An 18,052-nucleotide genomic window follows, 5' to 3' on the forward strand; every position below is an offset into this window, starting at 1 on the left:
TCACTTCCTCCACACACAGGCGGTTCACGTATGCCTTCTGCCCTGCGCGTTTGTCCATCAACTCCCGGACGGGCCCAGGCTTGCGACGTGTTGCTCACGGCGCTGGCCCCGGCGGTGTGGGGCAGCACCTACTTGGTGACAACGGAACTCCTCCCACCGGGCAGGCCGTTGCTGGCGTCCGCAGTGCGGGCGCTGCCCGCCGGGCTGGTCCTGCTCGCGATCGGCCGGAGGCTCCCACACGGCGCGTGGTGGTGGCGTGCTGCGGTGCTGGGGGCGTTGAACATCGGCGTCTTCTTCTATCTGCTGTTCGTGGCCGCCTACCATCTGCCCGGCGGGGTGGCCGCGCTGGTGGTCGCCGTCCAGCCGATGATCGTTCTGCTGCTCGGGGCCGTGCTGCTGAAGGAGCCGATCCGTCCCGCGCAGGTCACCGCCTGCGTACTCGGCGTGGCAGGGGTGGCGCTGCTCGCCCTCACACCCCGCGCCGACATCGACGCCACCGGCATCGTCGCCGGTCTCGCCGCCGCGGTCAGCATGGCCGTCGGCATCGTGCTCACCAAACTCTGGGGACGGCCTGCGGGCATCGGCGTCCTGACGTTCACCGGCTGGCAGCTGACCGCAGGCGGCCTGCTGCTCGCGCCGGTCACCCTGGCTGCCGAAGGACTGCCCACCCGTGTCACCGCCGGCAACATCGCAGGCTTCGCGTATCTGTGCCTGATCGGGGCACTGCTCGCCTACGCCGTCTGGTTCCGCGGAATCGCACGGCTACCGGCCCTGGCGGTGTCGATCCTGGGTTTCGCCAGCCCACTCACCGCAACCGCTCTCGGATACCTCGTCCTCGGCCAGGGCCTGACACCCCTCCAACTCGCCGGTTCCGCGGCGGTCGTCGCCTCCGTCGCCCTGGCACAGACCTCGCAGCCGCCACGCGCCGGGACACCGGCTGACGGCACGTCATCGACACCGACTCACGACCACGCACCCGCAGCCAAGGGGAAACCATGACCACAGCACAGCCCACCGTACGTTCCACGACCCGCGCCCACGGCCTCCGCCTCGGCGGAAGCCTGCCCGAACTGCTGCAAGAGCAGGCCGCCGTACAGCCCGCCGCCACCGCAGTCACCAGCGACGGCGAAAGCCTCAGCTACCAGGAGCTGGCAGTAGCCGCCGCCCGACTGGGCAGCCACCTGAACGAGTTGGGCATGGCCCGCGACGACTGCGTCGGCCTGTACGCCGAGCCGTCCCTGGACTTGATGACGGGCGTGTGGGGCATCCTGTTCTCGGGCGCCGCCTATCTGCCGCTGTCCCCGGAGTACCCCGAGGAGCGGCTGCGCTACATGATCGAAGACAGCCGCACCGACGTCATCGTCACGCAGGACCACCTCGCGGCCCGACTGCATGACCTCGCCCCGTCCGGCACCCGCATCGTCACGCTCACCGAGGCCGCGCAGAGCCCGGCCACCGGGCTGTCGGCGCCCGCGCCCGGCAACCTCGCCTACGTCATCTACACCTCCGGCAGCACCGGCCGACCCAAGGGCGTCCTGATCGAACACCGCAGCATCCTGAACCAGATGCAGTGGATGCAGATGTGCGGGCATCTGGGTCCGCGTACGACCGTGCTGCAAAAGACGCCGATGAGCTTCGACGCGGCGCAGTGGGAGATCCTCGCCCCCGCCCTCGGCGCTCGTGTGGCGATGGCAGCGCCGGGCAGCTACCGCGACCCTGAGGCGCTGATCAACACCATCGCCGCGCACGAGGTGACCACTGTGCAGTGCGTGCCCACGCTGCTGCAGGCACTGCTCGACACTGAGCGGCTCGGCTCCTGCACCACGCTGCGCCGGGTGTTCTCCGGCGGCGAGGCACTCTCCCGGCAGCTGGCCCGCACCTTCCTCGACGAGGTTCCGTGGGCATCGCTGGTCAACCTGTACGGGCCGACCGAGTGCACCATCAACGCGACAGCCCACCTGGTCGACCCGGACGCGCTGGGCGAGGGCACCGGATCGGTCCCTATCGGCGTGCCGGTCGACAACACTCAGTGCTACATCCTCGACGAGAACCTGGCACCGGTGGACATCGGGGAGAGCGGTGAGCTGTACATAGGCGGCGTCCAGCTGGCCCGCGGATACCTGAACCGGCCCGAGCAGACGAAGGAGAGATTCGTCCCCTCGCCGTTCGTGCCGACCGAGCGGCTGTACCGGACGGGCGACCTGGCGTACTGGCACCCCGACGGCACGATCCAGTTCACCGGCCGCACCGACAACCAGATCAAGCTGCGGGGCTACCGCGTCGAACTCGACGAGATAGCCCTGGCCATCGAGGAGCACACTTGGGTGCGCCGCGCCGCCGCGATCACCGCCGAGGACCCGCGTACCGGCTCCACCAATCTGCTGGCGTGCGTCGAGCTCAACCCGAAGGAAGCCGCCCTGATGGACCAGGGCAACGCCGGCACCCACCACCAGTCCAAGGCCAGCAAGCTCCAGGTGAAGGCGCAGCTGTCGAACCCGGGCCTGCGGGACGCGGACGAACTCGACGGCAGGCACGTACTACCGCTGCCGGGCCGGCAAGAGACCGTTCGGCAGCGGCGAGAGACATTTGCCCGCAAGACCTACCGGTACTTCGACGGCGGACAGGTCACTCGCGACGACATCCTCGCCCTGCTCGCCCCGCGCCCGACCGGCGCACACTCACGTCCGCTGTCAGACCTGACGTTCCATCAACTCGGCGAGTTGCTGCGCTGGTTCGGCCAGTTCCGCAGCGAGGAGCGGCTCCTGTCGAAGTACTCCTACGCCTCACCCGGAGCCCTGTACGCCACACAGCTGTACCTGGAGGCCGGTGGTCTGGATGGCCTGGACGCCGGCGTGTACTACTACCACCCCGCCGACCACACCCTGGTGCGGATCGCCGAGGCCGCGCAGACTGCCGACCCGCGGCTGTCGGTGCACCTCATCGGCAAGAGGCGGGCCATCGAGCCCGTCTACAAGAACAACATCCGCGAGGTGCTCGAGTTCGAAGCCGGTCACATGCTCGGCGTCTTCGAGGAGATACTCCCCGAGTACGGCCTCACGATCCGCCCCGCTGCCCACCGGCCCGCCGTGCAGGACACCCTGGAGGTCGCCGCCGAGGACTACTACCTGGGCACCTTCACCATCGATTCCCACGACGGCGTGCCCCCGCACGACCCCACCGACATCTATGTACAGGCTCACCCGGGCTGTGTGCACGGCCTGCCGGCTGGCCAGTACCGATGGACCGGCCGCGACCTGACCCCCATCTCCGACGCACTCGTCCTGCCCAAGCATGTGATCGCCATCAACCAGCAGGTGTACGAGCGGGCGAGCTTCGGTATCACCGCGGTGAGCCGCACGGGCGACGAGCGACTGCAGTACATCGCGATGGGCACCACGCTCCACCACCTGCAGCGCAACGCCCGGCGCATCGGTCTGATGTCGTCCGGCTACAGCTCCAAGACCGGCCACCCACTGCCCGCCGCACGGCGCGTGGACGACATCCTCGCCTCCTGCGCGCTACCCACCGGTCCCTCGTACTTCTTCCTTGGCGGCAAGGTCAGCGAGGAGCAGCTCCGCAGCGAGGGCATGAACGAGGATGCGGTCCACATGAAGGGCCCGGCCGAGATGATCCGGGACGACCTGGCGGAGCGACTGCCCGACTACATGATTCCGGGCCGCGTCCTGGTGCTCGAACGGATGCCCCTCACCGCCAACGGCAAGGTCGACGTCAAGGCACTGGCCGCCGCCGAGCAGGTCCGCTCCGCCGACACCGGCCGGTCCTACGTCGCCCCCGCCAACCCGGCCGAGCAGTGGCTGGCCGACGCGTGGGCGAAGGCACTGAAGTACGACGAAGTGTCCGTGGAAGACGACTTTTTCGCCTCCGGTGGCAACTCGCTGATCGCGGTGGCGCTCGTCAACCGCATCAACCGTGAGTTCGGACTACGCCTGCCGCTCCAGGTCGTTTTCGAGCGCCCCAAGCTCGCCGATCTCGCAGCGCGCATCGAGGACGACGGGGCCGCGCCCTCTTCACGGCTCGTCCCGCTGCACGGCGAGAGCACCGGCCGCCCGATCTTCTGCTGGCCGGGCCTCGGCGGCTACCCGATGAACCTGCGCCTGCTCGCCCACACAGCTACTACCGGCCGGCCGTTCTTCGGTGTCCAGGCGCACGGCATCAACGCCGGCGAGAGGCCGTATCCGACGATCCGCGACATGGCGGCCGCCGACGTGGCCGACATCCTACGCACCCAACCCGAAGGCCTCCACAGCCTATGGGGCTACTCATTCGGCGCCCGCGTCGCCTTCGAGGCCGCCTGGCAGCTCGAGCAGTCCGGCCACCGGGTCGACCACCTGCTGCTGATCTGCCCCGGCAACCCCAAGGTCCGCGCCGCAGGCGCCGACCGGTTCGGCCGCGAGGCCTCCTACCGCAACCCCGTCTACGTCTCCATCCTGTACTCGGTCTTCGCCGGCGCCGTCAGCGGCCCCGACGTGGATGCGTGCGTCGCGGCCACGCAGGACGAGGACAGCTTCGTGAGCTTCGTCCACGACCGGCTGCCCGGCCTGGACGAGCAGCTGATCCGCCGCATCACCCACATCGTCGCGGAGACCTACGAGTTCGAGTACACCTTCCGCGAACTCACCGAACACCAACTGAACACACCCGTGACCATCATCAAGGCCGCCGGTGACGACTACTCCTTCATCGAGGCACACTCCGGCTACTCCAGCGCCCCACCGACGATCGTGGAGCTGACTGGTGACCACTACAGCGTCCTGAAGGAACAGGGCATCGCGGAACTGGCCACGGCGATCCGCGGACTCGCCGACCTCCGGTGAACGCCGGCCCCGCCGCCGTGCCCGCGGCGGTGGGGCCGTCACTCGGCCGGGTGTGTCAATTTAACGCTGATCTTGATTGTTGAGTGGTCAGTTGTTGCTCGGGGTCAGGCGGCCCTCAAAGGCGATCTGGAACGCGTTCAGGGGTGCCTTCCAGCGCATGGTCCACCTGTTGCGGCCCTTCCCCGTCGGGTCCAGGCTCATCAGGGCCATGTAGATGCACTTGAGGGCGGCGGCTTCGTTGGGGGCCAGGACCAGCAGAGCCTGACGGCCTGGCGTGACGCGGCGCCACCGGGTGCCGATCTCGCGACGGCGAACCGTGAGATGCCCAGCGAGGTGGCGCAGGTGGGCACTGGACAGATCGATCGCCGATGGATAGACAAGCACACGAAGCTCCTGGTCGGCACGGGTGATCTTGGTCGTGAACCCGTCTACCAGGAGCTTCATCGGTTCGTACAGGCCGCCAACCTCCAGGCAACGCCGTCAGGTTGGAAAGGGCTCCGTAAGTGCAAGAGCCACCAAGCTCGGTGGAAGGCTGCCGCCGTTGTCGGGCCCTTGGACGAGGTCAACCCCACGGCGAAGGCGGTGCGGCCGGCAATCTACGGCCGGTGCCGCTCACGTTTGTACCGGTCCGGCGGGGGTCCGCCTCGCCTGTGCCGGGATGCCGGTGACGATGGTGGGGCCTCGCCGGTCACCGGGCCTGCGAGCGGGCTCGAAGAGCAGAGCGCGCAGGCTGAACGCCACGTAGGCGTCGGGCAGGGCCTGCCCCTGGGTCGGGTTACTGATGCCGAAGTCACGCTCACAGCGCTGTGTCATCCCAGGTGTCGAGGATGATCTCGCCGAGGTCCTCCCCCGCCGGGACAGCACCGTCGTGGAGGTTTTGCTCGGTCCAGAGGGTCTTTCCTGTGGGTGTGTAGCGAGTGCCCCAGCGCTGGGCGAACTGAGCGACCAGGAACAGACCTCGGCCGCCCTCGTCGGTGCTTTTGGCTCGGCGCAGGCGGGGTGAGGTGCTGCTGCCGTCGGAGACCTCGCAGATCAGGGTGCGGTCGTGCAGCAACCGGACAGTGATGGGCTCGCCGCCGTAGCGGATGGCGTTGGTGATCAGCTCGCTGAGGATGAGCTCAGTCGCGAACCCGATCTCCTCCAGACCCCAGTCCGCCAGCTGGCGGGCGCAGGAGTTGCGGACCGGGGCTACCGCCGACGGCTCGCAAGGCACGTTCCACTCGGCGACCTGGGCGGACTCCAGCCGGCGGGTGCGGGCCACCAGCAGCGCGACATCGTCGCTGGGCCGGGAGGGCAGCACCTCCTCGATCACCGCGGCGCAGGTGGCCTCGGGGGCACAGTCGGACCCAGCCAGGGCGGTGTGCAGGGCCTCCAGGCCGGTGTCCAGGTCGCGATCGCGGGCCTCGACCAGCCCGTCGGTGTAGAGCACCAGCCGGGACCCCTCAGGCAGGGTCAGCTCGGCGCTCTCGAAGGGCAGCCCGGCGCCCAGGCCCAGGGGCGGGGAGATGGGTAGCTGGGGGAACGACACACTGCCGTCGGGATGGACCACTGCCGGCCCCAGATGGCCTGCGGTGGCAGCTGCCACCCGCCCGGAGACTGGATCGTAGATCGCATACAGACAGGTGGCCCCTGTGATCCTCTGCCCGTCCTCCTCGCCGGTGGACTCGGCGGCGTCGATGTGGTCCACCAGTTCATCCAGATGGGCCATCAGCTCGTCGGGAGACAGGTCTAGGGCGGAAAAGTTGTGAACCGCGGTACGTAGCCGGCCCATAGTCGCTGCGGCGTGCAGGCCGTGGCCGACGACATCGCCGACCACCAGGGCCACCCGCGCGCCGGGCAGCGGGATGACGTCGAACCAGTCCCCACCCACCCCCTCCTTGGCGGGCAGGTAGCGGTAAGCCACCTCAAGGGCGGTCTGCTCTGGCACCCCCCGGGGCAGCAGGCTGCGCTGCAACGTCACCGCCACTCCATGCTCGCGGGTGAAGCGCCGGGCGTTGTCGATGCACACCGCGGCCCGGGCGGCGAGCTCCTCGGCGAAGGACACGTCCTCATGTTCGAACGGCGGGGAGGACTCCGCCCGCCAGAAGGCCGCCATCCCCAGCACCACTCCCCGGGCCTGGAGCGGCACGACAAGCAGGGATCTAATGCCGTACTCCAAGACCCGCTGGGCACGTTCGGGGTCCTGGGCCCGCCATCCATCGGCTGCGTCCAGATCCGCCGTGAGGACAGCGCGGCCGCTGGCGATTCCGGCGGCAACGGGGCTGGTGGCACCAAACTGGACCAGTTCGCCGACCGGGTAGAGAGGATGGTCCGCCTCCAGGCCGACGACGGCCGTGCGACGCATCTCGGTGTTCGCCCCGGACGGTTCCTCGCCGCGCAGGACCGGGTCCATCAGCTCGACGGTGACGACGTCGGCGAATCGGGGAACGGCGACCTCCGCCAGCTCTTCGGCGGTGCGTGTCACGTCCAGGGTGGTCCCGATCCGTACCCCGGCGTCGTAGAGCAGATTCAGCCGCTCGCGCGTCTTCTCGGCCCTGCCGGAGAGCGCCCGCAACTCGGTGGTGTCCCTCATCGTCACCACGCCGCTGGCAGGCCCATAGGGGTCGGTAGGGCGCTTGTTGACTGCCAGAAGACGGTCGGCCGCAAGATGGACTTGGTCGGTGGCCGTGCGGTCTGAGGCGAGCAGCTCGGCAAGGCCCGCATCAAGACCCAGGTCGGTGATGTGGCGCCCTGCCGCGTCCGCCGGAAGGTCCAGCAGCCGCTGGGCCTCGTCGTTGGCCAGCAACAGTCGGCCGTCACCCCCGGTGATCAGTACTCCCTCGCGCACGGCATGCAGAACCGCGTCATGGTGTTCGTACATCCGTGTCATTTCGACCGGGCCCAGCCCACGCGTCTGCCGCCGCAGACGATGGCTCACCAGCCCTGCCCCGCCCGCGGCAAGGGCAAGCGCCGCTGCAGCGCTCCCGAACAGCACCGGGAGCTGTCGGTTCAGCACGCCCTGCACCTCCTGGACCGTGACCAGGGAGGAGACAATGCCGACGACCGATCCGTCAGAGTCCCTGACGGGGACCGCCGAGATCACGGACGGACCCAAAGTCCCCTTGAAGGTCCTCGTGAAGGCCCTGCCTGCCGCTGCATCCGCGTACGGCCCGATGACGCGATTCCCAATCTGCTTCGGGTCGCTGTCGGCGAGGATGATCCCGTCCAGCCCGTACACGATGACGGCATTGACGCGGGCGGCCTTCCGAGCCGCCTCGGCGCGCGGCTGCAGCACCGCGGTCGGGTCGGTGCTGTCCAATGCCTTCACGGTATCCGGAGAGGTCGCAAGCGTGCGGGCTGCGGCAAGCGTCTGGTCCCGGGCACCGGACGTATTATCACGCCGAGCCTGGACCACGAGAGCCAGCAGTGCGGCGGCTACGAGCAGCACCACGACCGCCAGCTGCAGAAGGAACATCTGGCCGGCGAGGCTGTGCACACTCAGCAGGGAGCGCCTGCGCTCCCGGCGCGACGTCCCTTGATGAGGCTGGGAGTGCCCCTGGTTCCGCGGGTGGCCATACGACAGACGAGGAGACCGACCGGGCGTACCGAGGTTCCTCGCCCAGCGAGCCAACCTATGCCCGACCCGACCCAGAACTCTGCACATAACCCATTTCTACACGCTTAATCGGTTTCTACCGCCTCTGGGCTGCTGATCACGGGCGATTGGAGCCGGGCTGGGCCGAAGTACTGGCGCCGCACTCCGGCCGACAGGGCGCCCTCCGTCAAGGGTGTCATCCACGACCAAAGCGGCGTCCCGGTCAACAAGGTGCCCGGCCACCCCCTACGTATGGGCAAGCGCCGACTCCTGCGGATCCGATCTGGAATCAGTGCCCGAAACCTAATAGAACTGGACGAAAGCCCGGGTGGTGCGCCTGGCAGGGGAAGCGCTATGGCGTTCCGGCCATGTCCCCTGTAATGGTGTAATCGCGTCGGCTCGAACTTCCGCCGGAGGGTAGATCGAGTCCATGCCGCCCTTGGGTAGGAAGCTTCGCGGAAAGGCGATCCATTCGTCGTGCACCTCGATGAGGACGGCGGTGGTGAGCCGTTCGAGAGCAGGTAAATTGGGAAAGATCTGGCCTCAACCTGGGTCAGGGGACGTGGAGTTGGATTGTTCCGGACGGGCTATGGGAGATCGCCAGGCCGTTGATTCCAGCGGATCGGGTGCGGCCGCAGGGTGGCGGAAAGCAGAACTCGCCTGATGAGACGCTGTTCGCCGCGATCATCTACGTACTGGTCAGCGGTTGCGCCTGGCGGGCGTTTCCGCCCTGTTTTGGGGTGTCGAAGTCGACGGTGCACCGGCGGTTCATGATCTGGTCGAGAGCCGGTGTGTGGGGTCGGCTGCACGAGGCGGTTGTGCACCGGCTGGACGATGCCGGCCTCGTCGATGTCTCCCGTGTCCTGCTGGACTCCGCGCACGTGCGGACAAAAAAGTGCCCCTATGGTTTTCGTCAAGCGGCGGTACTGGTTGCAGACTCGTAGAACGTGCCGGCAGAGCATCGCGAAGAGCACGTCAATGCGGCGTCGGGCGAGGCAGACGATAGCGGCGACGTGGTGTTTTCCCTCGCGTCGTTTCTTGTCGTAGGAGGCGCGGGAATCAGGCTGGGACAGTACTCGCCGATTCGCCCGGTTTTCGCGAGCTGAGGTGTCAGCCCGATAGGGTCTTCACCCAGTCTCGAATGATCGCTGCTCTAGCCTTTTCGATCTGCGCGTCTGTGGGAAACTCGGGCGTGCCCTCAACAATCGGCAGCTTTGATGCGGCGACCTTATCGAGGGTGCCGTTCTTCTCCATAACGTCCATCAGCACCGGGCGAGCGTAACCGTCGAGCCGGAGGTTCTGACCCTCGGGACTGAGGAGCCACTCCAGCCACAGGCGCGCGGCCGCTGGGTGCGGGGCGTCCCTATTGATTCCCTCCGCATAGTACTGGGCGAAGCTGCCGTCGAAGGGGATGGAGACCCGCCATTTCACGCCCTTACTGCGTAGCTCGCCGGTGTAGGTTAGATTTGTGAAATCGAAGCCGATTGAGATGGGTGTCTGACCGTTTTCGATCGTGGCTACGGAAAGCGGGACAGAATTAACGTTACCCATCTTCTTGAGCTTGACGAAGAAGTCAATTCCGGGGTTGATGTCGTCGAACGAGCCCTTGTTCGCAAGGGCCGCAGCGTAAACAGTGGCGAACCCGGGAACGTATCCGGTGGGGTCGGTGACCGAGACTTTACCTTTGTACCGAGGCTTCAGTAGATCGGCGAAAGTCTGGGGACACTCCTCGACGCGGGCGGCGTCGCAGCCGATGGAGATGTAGCCGCCGTAGCTGTTAGCCCAGCGGGCATTCGGGTCCTTCTGGTTATTCGGGATCACGTTGTACGCGGCCACCCTGTACGGAGCTAGTAGGTGCTGACGAGCTGCCGCCCGCATGGACGCGTCATCGGCTCCGATCACGTCGAGGGCGTTGGCCTGGCCTTTCCGGCTCTTCACACCGTTAATCTGGTCCGAGACTGTAGCCCACCACGGGTTCTCGTCCCTCACATCGATCCCGTATTTCTTCTCGAAGCCATCGATCAGAGCTCCGTAGCCGGCCCAGTCGCGTGGGAGCCCCATCAGATTGAGCTTGCCCTCCTGTTTAGCGGCGGCGATCAGTGCGTCCATGCCGCCTACGTTCGCAGCGGATGTGGCCACCGATGGCTTCGCGGGTGTGCCGGTGGGGCTCGCGCCGCAGGAAGTCAGGACCAGTGCCGAGAGGGCAAGGCAGCCGAAGAGGGCGATTGCTCGGGCATGCAGTGCGGTCACGGGCGTTCCAGGGGCGAGGGACGGGGATGAATTGATAACCGGTATCATCAAGGAACACGTCGTCACTCGGGGCGTCTCGTGTGGCCCGTCGCTGTGAGTGGCGTATTGTGTCGACGCAGCAAATTCGGAAATCCTGGAAACCAGAGTAACTCAGCCGCCTCTCAGGCGGGGTTCCCCGACCGATGCCGTCTGAGCCCGGATCCACCGGCCTACTTCGCGAGTGATCGTTTTCGGTGATCGGGGCGATGCGTCTGGCGGCGGGCATGGGGTGGCCGCTGGTCTGCCCAGCTTTTCCACCTGTCGACAGCTCTCGGGCCCCGGCGGGCGGGTTGGATACGACCTGGTCAGGCTGATTGGGGCGGGGTATGCACGGCGTGGAAGAAGGCTTCGAAGGCCTCGTGCCAGGGCCAGTGTTCCGGCAGGTGCAGGGTGAGCCGCCGGGCCGAACGGGCCAGCCGGGCGGGCACGTTGATGAGGTGGTCGCGCATGTCGCGCGGGCGTGGACGGTGCCGGCGAGCGTCCCGCAGGCGCGGGTCAGGTTGAAGGCGAGGGCGGCCAGCGCGAGCCAGGCCGCGTTCGCCTGGAAGTTGCCCGAGGGGGCGTGCGCGAACGGTCCGTTCTTCAGCTCACAGATCACCTGTTCCACGATCGCGTGCTGCCGGTGGTCACGCTCGGCGTCGATGAGCGGCAGCGTGCTGTCGGTGAATGCGGCGTGGTAGCGCCAGGTGGTGAACAGCTCACCCTGGCCCTCGGGCACCGCCGCCGGGTTGAGCCGTTTCACGCGGCGCACGATGAGGCGGGCGGTGACCTGCTGCTTCTTCGGTTTCGAGGTGAAGGCGGTGTAGGGGATCTCGGCGATTTCGGCGTCCGATATCCAGCGTTCCTCCTCATCGTCCCAGACCGCCTGGGGATACTTGATCGCTCTCCAGGCCGTCTCGTCGATGGCGGCGATGGCCTGCTTGATGGAGGCGTTCATCCGCACGGTGACCGAGAAGCGGGCGCCGGCGGCCCGGCAGGCGGCGATCACCTCGGCGGCGTAGTAGGCCGAGTCGGCCCGCACGATCAGCATGCCCCTCGCACCTGATGCGCGGGCGGTGCGGATCGCCTCGGCGGCGAACGACCCGGCTCCGCGCACCGAGTTCACGCCGCCCTTGCGCAGCCGCGTTGCGGCGATCACCGGGGCGGCCAGCGGCGTGCACAGTGTCGCGATCAGCGCGTTCAGGCCCTTGACCGTGTTGTAGCCGTAGCCCACGCCCTGCTTGGCATAGCCGTGGACTGGCTTGATCGTGTCGTCCAGATCGAGGTAGGCGACCGTTCCCGCGCCGGGCAGCAGCGGAGTGCGCGAGGCCAGCCGGGGCAGGAACCGTCGGGCCACGGCGGCCAGTTGGTGGACATGCCCGTGGGTGAAAGAGCGCAGGAAGCTGCCCAGCGTGGACGGGGCGCGCACCCCGGTGAACAGTCGCCGCATCGCGCCGTGCCGCAGCCGGTCCATGTCGTCGATGCTGTCCGCGCCCGCGGCCATGCCCGCGATCAGCGCCATCGCCTTGGCGGACGGGAAAGCGCCGGTGCCGTTCTTCGAGGCCGGCAGCCGCACCAGTTCGCCGATCAGACCCGGCAACCCGCACCGCTCGGCCAGGCGCACCAGCGGCGCGAGCCCGCCGTACGCGACCAGATTCGGATCATCGAACCGTGCGGAGACCTTCGCCGCGGCATGGGAAGATTGCATCTCAGAAGTGCCTTGCTGATCGTGCGTGCTGGAAGCCTAGAGAACTCCCATCATCGCAGGTCACAAGGTACTTCCTCGTTCCCGGCGGTATCACGGCCGGACATCAACCGGTGGATCCAGGCTGAGACCACGCCAGGATCCCTGCCGGCTGGGGCAGCGTTGTCACAGTCGGCTGGTCGGCCAAAATCGTCTTTCCGGTGGGCGCTAATAGGACTCCGTTAGCCTCGAAGTTTCGTGACGGTCCGCCGACGGAGTCGGTGGACCGTTTTCGTGTCGTGGGCTGAGGCTGTGCAGGCCGAGGGCCAGAGTGTCGTCTCGGGGTGGCGCCGGATTCCACTGCTCCGGGTGTTGGGGTGCTGTCGAAGGGACGGGGAATCCGCTGGTCAGCCAGGGTCGGGCAGTTGGGTGAGCCGGTCGAGGCCTGCGGTGATGTGACCGGTCCAGGGCCAGTGCCGGGCCAGGCGGAGGATCCGCCGACGGCCGGTGGTCACGAGCTGTCCGGCCGCGGTGAACAGGCGGAGCCGCAGTCGGCGGGGTTCCCAGACACGGGCCTTGCCTGTCAGGGCGAGCATCGGCATCCAGGCCAGCAGGTCGAGAGCGATCTGCACGATCTCCAGCCAGATCCGGTTCTGGGCTGTGCGGTGCAGGGGCAGGTTCCGCAGGCCGGTGGCCCGGGCGTTTCGGATGCGGTCCTCGGCCAGGGCCCGCAGCCGGTGACGGAGCTCGAGCTCGGCGATCGGCCGGCCCGAGGTGTTGGTCGCGAAACAGGTCAGCCGCATGCCGTCCGCATCCGTGAGCCGCAACTGGGCCCCGGGGTGCGGTCGTTCCTTCCTGACGATCAGCCGCATGCCCTTGGGCCAGCCGTCCAGAACGTCGCCGGTGAGTTCGGCGGCCCAGGCGCCGTCGCGGATCCCGCCGTCCGCCTCGACGGCCGCCGTCCAGGCCGATGCCGGAACCTTCATCACATGCTGGTGGACCTGCTCGGTGATCACCATGCCTACCGAGTAGGACAGCCACCGTCCCCGCTGAGCGAGCCAGGCGACGAAGTCGTGGGTGCCGCCCGCGGAGTCGGTGCGGATCAGGGTCCGGCGCCCGCGTCGGTACTTCTTCGGCAGCTGGGCCAAGGCCAGCCGGGTGGCGGTGATGTGGTCGGCCGCCGTGTTCGATCCCGCGTTGCCTGGTCTGAGCAGGGCCACGACCGGTTCACCCGTGCCGCCCGGTCCGTGGTCGACGAACCCCATCAGCGGGTGGTGGCCGTAAGTTCGCTTCCACGTGGGTGCGGCGTCCTCCTTGTCCGAGTGCGCGATCACCAGCACACCATCGAGGTCCACGGTCACCGTCCCGCCCGCGTCAGGCGCTTCCCGGCCGGCCAACCGCCAGACACGTCGGCGGACTTCAGCCCGCGCGGCACGGATGGCCCGCAGGGCCTTCTCCTCGGAGGCTGCGAGGGTGTCGACGAGGCGGGAGACCGTCGGGTCGGAGGCCACCGGCCCGAACACGGCCGACTCGGCCCGCAGCATGGCGACATCCGCGAGGCAGTCCCCGCCCAGCGCGACCGCCAGGGCCACGTCCAGCAGGATCTTGCCCGGATCGTGCACCGCCCGAACCTTCCGCCACGGCGTCAGCGCTGCTGATATCGCGGCGTCCAGGCCGGCCTTGCGGACTGTCTCGACCAGCAGCACACCCCCGGCCTGCGAGACCACCGCCCGGCCGCCGCCCTCGATGCGGACACGCGGGTACGACCCGATACGCTTCTTCACCTGGAGAGTGCTTCTTTCCGTGCAGCCAACAGGACCCTAGACAAGTCCCATCGTTGCAGGTCAGAAGCACTCTTTGCTTATTTGATCAAGCATCGGACACTCCACCTCGTGAAAGCGCGAGGCTAGGTCTTTCGGCTCGGCCTCTGCTCAAGGGCCTACCCGAAGCCGTGGAGGCTGTCTGGCCTCGCACGATTGTCCAGACGTGTGTGGTTCACCTCCTGCGCAATTCGTTCCGTTACGCAGCCCGCCAGGACTGAGCCTTTTCCAACCTCACGTTGATGCGTGGTGAAGGACGAGGACGGCCTTCACGAAGTTGGTGATGCGGTTCGTGCTGCACCGGAGTTTCCGTAGGAGGCGCCAGCCCTTGAGGGTGGCCATGGCCTGCTCGCCGAGGCAGCGGATCTTGGCGTGTGTGCTGTTGTGCCGGCGCTGCCACCGCTTGAGGCGACGGCCGCGCGTTCGCGCCGGGCGAGGTGATGCAGATCGACTCCCCTCCGCTGGATGTGCTGGTCCACCTGGACGACGGAGTGGTGGGCAAGGTCGAGCTGACGGGCATGATCGATGTCGCGTCCAGGACGGTGACCGCGGCGGTGCTGCGGCCGACGACGAAAGCGGTGGATGCCAGCGTGCTGCTGGCTCGCACGGTCACCCCTGAGCTGATGCGGCCGGGCTGGGTCGATGCGCGAATACGACAGTTCGGCGTGCGGCACGGATGAGCGCACGGACCATGCGGGAGATGCTTGCGCGCGGCTTCACCACCGTCCGGGCAGGGCAGTTACGCATCCGTCGGGGTGGCGCTCGCCCACAATGCGGCACTGTGCGGCGACGACGTCGTCCACATCTGCGACCCCGCGAACCTCGTCAACACCCTCGGCAGACTCCAGGAGGACGATCTACTGATCGCCATCAACTGCTGGCAGATCTACACCTCGACCGTCGAGGCCCTGAACGCCGCTGCGGAGAAGGGCGTCGGCGCCGTGTTGATCACCGACTCGGGGGCACCCCTGCTCGGCACGAAGGCGACGCTGCAGATCGCCGTGCCCTCAGAGGGGGTTGGCTTCTTCCCGTCCCTGATCGCGGCACTGGCTGTCGTGCAGAGCGTCGTCGTGGAACTGTCCGCGATGGATCCGAACCAGACGCGCCGCGCCCTGGCGAGCGCCGAGCACGAGTGGCAGCGCTTCAAGCTGCTGAGCTATCACCGCTCGGTGAGCGGCGGTTGCCTGGGCCGCTCACTGGTGACGCGCGCGGGGTCGTCGGCGCGGCTGGGGGCGAGCTCCGAGGCTGTGCGTTCCTGGAGGACGAGGAGAGGGCGCCGGCGTCGCTTCCCCGGAGGCCCGGCTCGGCCGAGCGCCGGGGCCTCTGGCATGTCCCCAGGCGCCTGCGCAGCACGCGCCTTCCCGCACGTCTGGGAATCATGGGTGCTCGCGACAGTGTTCGACCTGTCACCATGAGCGCTTGATGGGCCGGTCCGGGGGAGTGGGGAGGAGACCTATGGTGAGAAAGCAGGAGGGGCTACCCGCTCCCTTTCCCGGGTCGCGGCGGTGGTTGCAGCCGGTGAACGGGTCGGGCAGTGGGAGTGACCCCGAGTTCTTCGCCTCGCGGCCTGATTTGGTGCTGGTCGCCCGGCGGGCGGCACGCGCACTGCCCGGCCGGAGTCTTCGCTATCTGGACATCACCGGGAACACGGTGCGCCGCGTGAGTCTCGACGTGCCGGACTCCGGTCGTGGTGTGGTGCGTCTCGACGTGTGCGACACCGAAGTGCCGTTCGGTCTCACCGTCCGTGAGCTGGAGGTCGCCACCTGTGTGGCCGGAGGGCTGGGAAACCCGGAGATCGCCGCGGTGCTGGCCTGCTCCCGGCGTACCGTCGCCACGCACCTCGAGCATGTCTTCGCCAAGCTCGGGGTGCGGGCCCGGGCGTCCGTGGCCACCCTGATCGCCGCGGAGGATGCGTACGTCGCTCCGTTGCCGAGCCCCGACCTCGTCCTGCCCCCGGCGCTGCTCGGCGTTCTCGGGGAGCAGGAGCCGGTGTCGCGGCCGGCGGTGTCCCGGGCGCCGCTGCGGCGGCCTGCGGTGCTCGCCTCGGTGTACCCGGCGGACAGCCTGGCTGGTGGTTCCGTCCTCGAGATGCGGCGGGGCGCCCGGCTGGCGGTGCGGGACATTTCGGCGAGTGGGGGTGTGTCCGGTCGCGAGATCGAGCACCTGGCCGTGTCCGTGACTCCTGAGCAACTCCTGGGAACCGTAGGAGACTTGGCGGACCGTGGGGTGGACGGCATCCTGTTCGGGAACTTCCCGCTGCCGGTCGCGCTGCCCGCGCTCGCCGCCGCCAACGCGTCCGGCACTCCGGTGTTGCACAGCATGACTGGGAAGGCGTTGTCCGAGCGGGTGCGCGCGGACCCGGCCGGGCTCGGCGCGGTCTTCCAGGTCTGCTCCACCGAGTCCGCGTACGTGCCGGGCCTGTTGCGCACGGTCCGGGACCTGGAGGACAGTGGCGCGTTCCTGCCGCGACGTCGGCGGCTCGCCGTGCTGCAGCGGGCGAGCACCTTCGATGCGGGTGTCGTCGAGCGCGTACAGCGACAGTCCGCCGAAGCCGGCTGGGATCTGGTGTTCCTGGAGTCGGTGTCCGACGACGCGCTGGACTTCGCCGACGTCGTCGGCCGCCTTGAGATGGCGGATCCCGACCTGGTGTCGTTGTCGGTCTTTCCGGAGCCGACGCTGCGGGCGTTCCTGGAGGCTACTGCCGGGATGCGGGACAGTGCCACGTTCCATGCGGCGTGGTCGCCGGCGGCCCCGGAGTTCGCCTGGCGGCTCGGAGAGCTGAGTGAAGGCCTGCTCTGGTCGACGGTGATCGGCAACGTGGACAGCCCGCTGTGTATGAGGTTCGAACAGCGTTTCCGCGCCATGTTCGGCGCCGACCCGGGACCCGCCGCCGCAGCCGTCCACTACGACATGGTCAATGTGCTGGCGCAGGCGTGGAGCCGGGTCAGCCGGCCGTGGGACTTCGCCGCCGTACGGGAGCAGTTGCGTACGTCGACGTCGTTCGGAGTGACGGGGGCCCACCAATTCGTGGGGCGGGGCCAGCGCGGGCTGAGCTATCCGGACGAGACGCGCGACCCTGCCCGCGGCCACCCGCACCTCATCTACCGGATCACCGGTGGCGCCAACCAGCGGCTGGCGCCACCCCTGGTGAGCTGATCCAGTGGTCAGGTGACCCAGTTCGGTGCGGTCAGTGTGCCGATGCCGTCGCCGCCGTCGACCGGAACGGTCCGCCCGTTGACCCAGTTCGCGTCCGGCCCGAGCAACCAGCACAGGACCGCGGCGATGTCGTGGGGGCGCCCGACCCGCCCGCGTACGGAGGCATGCGTCAGCGCATCCACATACGTCCGAGGGACGGGGTTGACGGCCGACTCCACGTCGACGAAGCCCGGTGCCACCGCGCAGCAGCGGATGCCGTCGCGGCCGTGCTCCAACGCGATACCGCGCACCAGCGCGTCGAGCGCCGCCTTGGACGCGGCGTAGACGGTCGTCCCGAGCCGGGCGCGGGTGGCGGCCCCGCTGCTGACGAAGAGCAGCGTCCCGGGCCGGCCTGCGGCGCGGCAGCGGCGCACGAACTCCGCTCCGGCGCTGAGCGCCGAGCGCGTGTTCACACCCATGACCCGGTCGAAAAGCTCCTCGTCGCTGTCCACGACCGGTACGGCGGGAAACACGCCTGCCGCGTGCACCAGCGCGTCGAAGCCGCCCTGCTCGGCCCAGAGCCGCGCCACGTGATCCGCCACCACGCCGCCGCGGGACAGGTCGATCTCCGGAAGATCCGTCCCCGTGACCGACCAGCCGTCCGCCCTGAGCCGGTCCACCACGGCGCGGCCGATGCCCCCGTTCGCGCCGATCACGAGCACCGTACGTCCCACGG

Annotated in this window: 9 protein-coding genes and 8 pseudogenes; 7 read left to right on the forward strand and 10 right to left on the reverse strand. The window is 68.4% G+C overall.

Annotated features, from left to right (window positions below):
- Positions 1 to 30 precede the first annotated feature (30 nt).
- Together OHO83_RS37500 and OHO83_RS37505 are read left to right on the forward strand one after the other, a co-directional pair.
- Positions 31 to 999 carry an EamA family transporter gene (locus tag OHO83_RS37500; protein ID WP_405602426.1) on the forward strand — a complete coding sequence of 323 codons (969 nt, stop codon included), beginning with the start codon at positions 31 to 33 and terminating at the stop codon, positions 997 to 999.
- A complete protein-coding gene (locus OHO83_RS37505) occupies positions 996 to 4,835 on the forward strand; it encodes a non-ribosomal peptide synthetase family protein (protein ID WP_330280425.1) in 3,840 nt (1,279 codons plus the stop codon). Before OHO83_RS37500 ends, OHO83_RS37505 begins: the two co-directional genes overlap by 4 nt.
- Positions 4,836 to 4,922: 87 nt before the next feature.
- Here the strand turns inward: OHO83_RS37505 and OHO83_RS37510 are convergent.
- The 4 genes and pseudogenes from OHO83_RS37510 to OHO83_RS37525 form a co-directional block, all read right to left on the reverse strand.
- Positions 4,923 to 5,078 (reverse strand): annotated as a pseudogene (locus OHO83_RS37510) (IS256 family transposase); the annotation flags it as partial.
- Positions 5,079 to 5,219, reverse strand: a pseudogene (locus OHO83_RS37515) (IS5/IS1182 family transposase); the annotation flags it as partial. It lies immediately after the preceding pseudogene.
- A 228-nt stretch (positions 5,220 to 5,447) separates the two neighbouring features.
- A complete protein-coding gene (locus tag OHO83_RS37520; RefSeq protein WP_330280426.1) occupies positions 5,448 to 5,648 on the reverse strand; it encodes a hypothetical protein in 201 nt (66 codons plus the stop codon).
- Positions 5,632 to 8,289 carry a SpoIIE family protein phosphatase gene (locus OHO83_RS37525; protein WP_330280831.1) on the reverse strand — a complete coding sequence of 886 codons (2,658 nt, stop codon included), beginning with the start codon at positions 8,287 to 8,289 and terminating at the stop codon, positions 5,632 to 5,634. The genes OHO83_RS37520 and OHO83_RS37525 overlap by 17 nt, the downstream gene beginning before the upstream one ends.
- 668 nt (positions 8,290 to 8,957) lie before the next feature.
- Between OHO83_RS37525 and OHO83_RS37530 the strand changes: the two are divergent.
- A pseudogene (locus tag OHO83_RS37530) lies at positions 8,958 to 9,305 on the forward strand (transposase); the annotation flags it as partial.
- 17 nt (positions 9,306 to 9,322) lie between these two features.
- Here the strand turns inward: OHO83_RS37530 and OHO83_RS37535 are convergent.
- From OHO83_RS37535 to OHO83_RS37550, 4 genes and pseudogenes are all read right to left on the reverse strand, one after another.
- A pseudogene (locus OHO83_RS37535) lies at positions 9,323 to 9,482 on the reverse strand (IS110 family transposase); the annotation flags it as partial.
- A 37-nt stretch (positions 9,483 to 9,519) separates the two neighbouring features.
- Positions 9,520 to 10,659 (reverse strand): ABC transporter substrate-binding protein, encoded by a 1,140-nt coding sequence (locus OHO83_RS37540; protein WP_405602430.1) that lies wholly within the window; start codon positions 10,657 to 10,659, stop codon positions 9,520 to 9,522.
- Between the two features lie 344 nt (positions 10,660 to 11,003).
- Positions 11,004 to 12,385, reverse strand: a pseudogene (locus OHO83_RS37545) (IS1380 family transposase).
- A 383-nt stretch (positions 12,386 to 12,768) separates the two neighbouring features.
- The gene (locus OHO83_RS37550; protein ID WP_330280428.1) at positions 12,769 to 14,145 is read right to left on the reverse strand and encodes an IS1380 family transposase; all 1,377 of its coding nucleotides are present in this window, start codon (positions 14,143 to 14,145) and stop codon (positions 12,769 to 12,771) included.
- A 146-nt stretch (positions 14,146 to 14,291) separates the two neighbouring features.
- Between OHO83_RS37550 and OHO83_RS37555 the strand changes: the two are divergent.
- Positions 14,292 to 14,399 (forward strand): annotated as a pseudogene (locus tag OHO83_RS37555) (transposase); the annotation flags it as partial.
- 16 nt (positions 14,400 to 14,415) lie between these two features.
- Here the strand turns inward: OHO83_RS37555 and OHO83_RS37560 are convergent.
- A pseudogene (locus tag OHO83_RS37560) lies at positions 14,416 to 14,565 on the reverse strand (IS5/IS1182 family transposase); the annotation flags it as partial.
- Positions 14,566 to 14,603: 38 nt separating this feature from the next.
- Here OHO83_RS37560 and OHO83_RS37565 point away from each other — a divergent pair.
- The 3 genes and pseudogenes from OHO83_RS37565 to OHO83_RS37575 all read left to right on the forward strand — a co-directional run.
- A pseudogene (locus OHO83_RS37565) lies at positions 14,604 to 14,828 on the forward strand (integrase); the annotation flags it as partial.
- Between the two features lie 57 nt (positions 14,829 to 14,885).
- Positions 14,886 to 15,596, forward strand: a complete 711-nt coding sequence (locus OHO83_RS37570) for a MurR/RpiR family transcriptional regulator (RefSeq protein WP_330280429.1) — start codon at positions 14,886 to 14,888, stop codon at positions 15,594 to 15,596.
- Between the two features lie 103 nt (positions 15,597 to 15,699).
- On the forward strand, positions 15,700 to 17,337 hold the full coding sequence (locus tag OHO83_RS37575; protein ID WP_330280430.1) for an ABC transporter substrate-binding protein: 1,638 nt from the start codon (positions 15,700 to 15,702) through the stop codon (positions 17,335 to 17,337).
- Positions 17,338 to 17,345: 8 nt separating this feature from the next.
- Here the strand turns inward: OHO83_RS37575 and OHO83_RS37580 are convergent, their stop codons facing one another.
- Positions 17,346 to 18,050: an SDR family NAD(P)-dependent oxidoreductase gene (locus OHO83_RS37580; protein ID WP_330280431.1), complete on the reverse strand. Its 705-nt coding sequence runs from the start codon at positions 18,048 to 18,050 to the stop codon at positions 17,346 to 17,348.
- Positions 18,051 to 18,052 lie beyond the last annotated feature (2 nt).

The sequence above is a fragment of the Streptomyces sp. NBC_00569 genome (genome assembly GCF_036345255.1).
Taxonomy (GTDB): Bacteria; Actinomycetota; Actinomycetes; order Streptomycetales; family Streptomycetaceae; genus Streptomyces.

What these genes read in the sequence shown, in the direction of transcription:
- OHO83_RS37500 (WP_405602426.1), top strand. Translation starts at nt 31, where the DNA reads ATGCCTTCTGCCCTGCGCGTTTGTCCATCAACTCCCGGACGGGCCCAG.
- OHO83_RS37505 (WP_330280425.1), top strand. Translation starts at nt 996, where the DNA reads ATGACCACAGCACAGCCCACCGTACGTTCCACGACCCGCGCCCACGGC.
- OHO83_RS37520 (WP_330280426.1), bottom strand. Translation starts at nt 5,648, where the DNA reads ATGACACAGCGCTGTGAGCGTGACTTCGGCATCAGTAACCCGACCCAG.
- OHO83_RS37525 (WP_330280831.1), bottom strand. Translation starts at nt 8,289, where the DNA reads ATGTTCCTTCTGCAGCTGGCGGTCGTGGTGCTGCTCGTAGCCGCCGCA.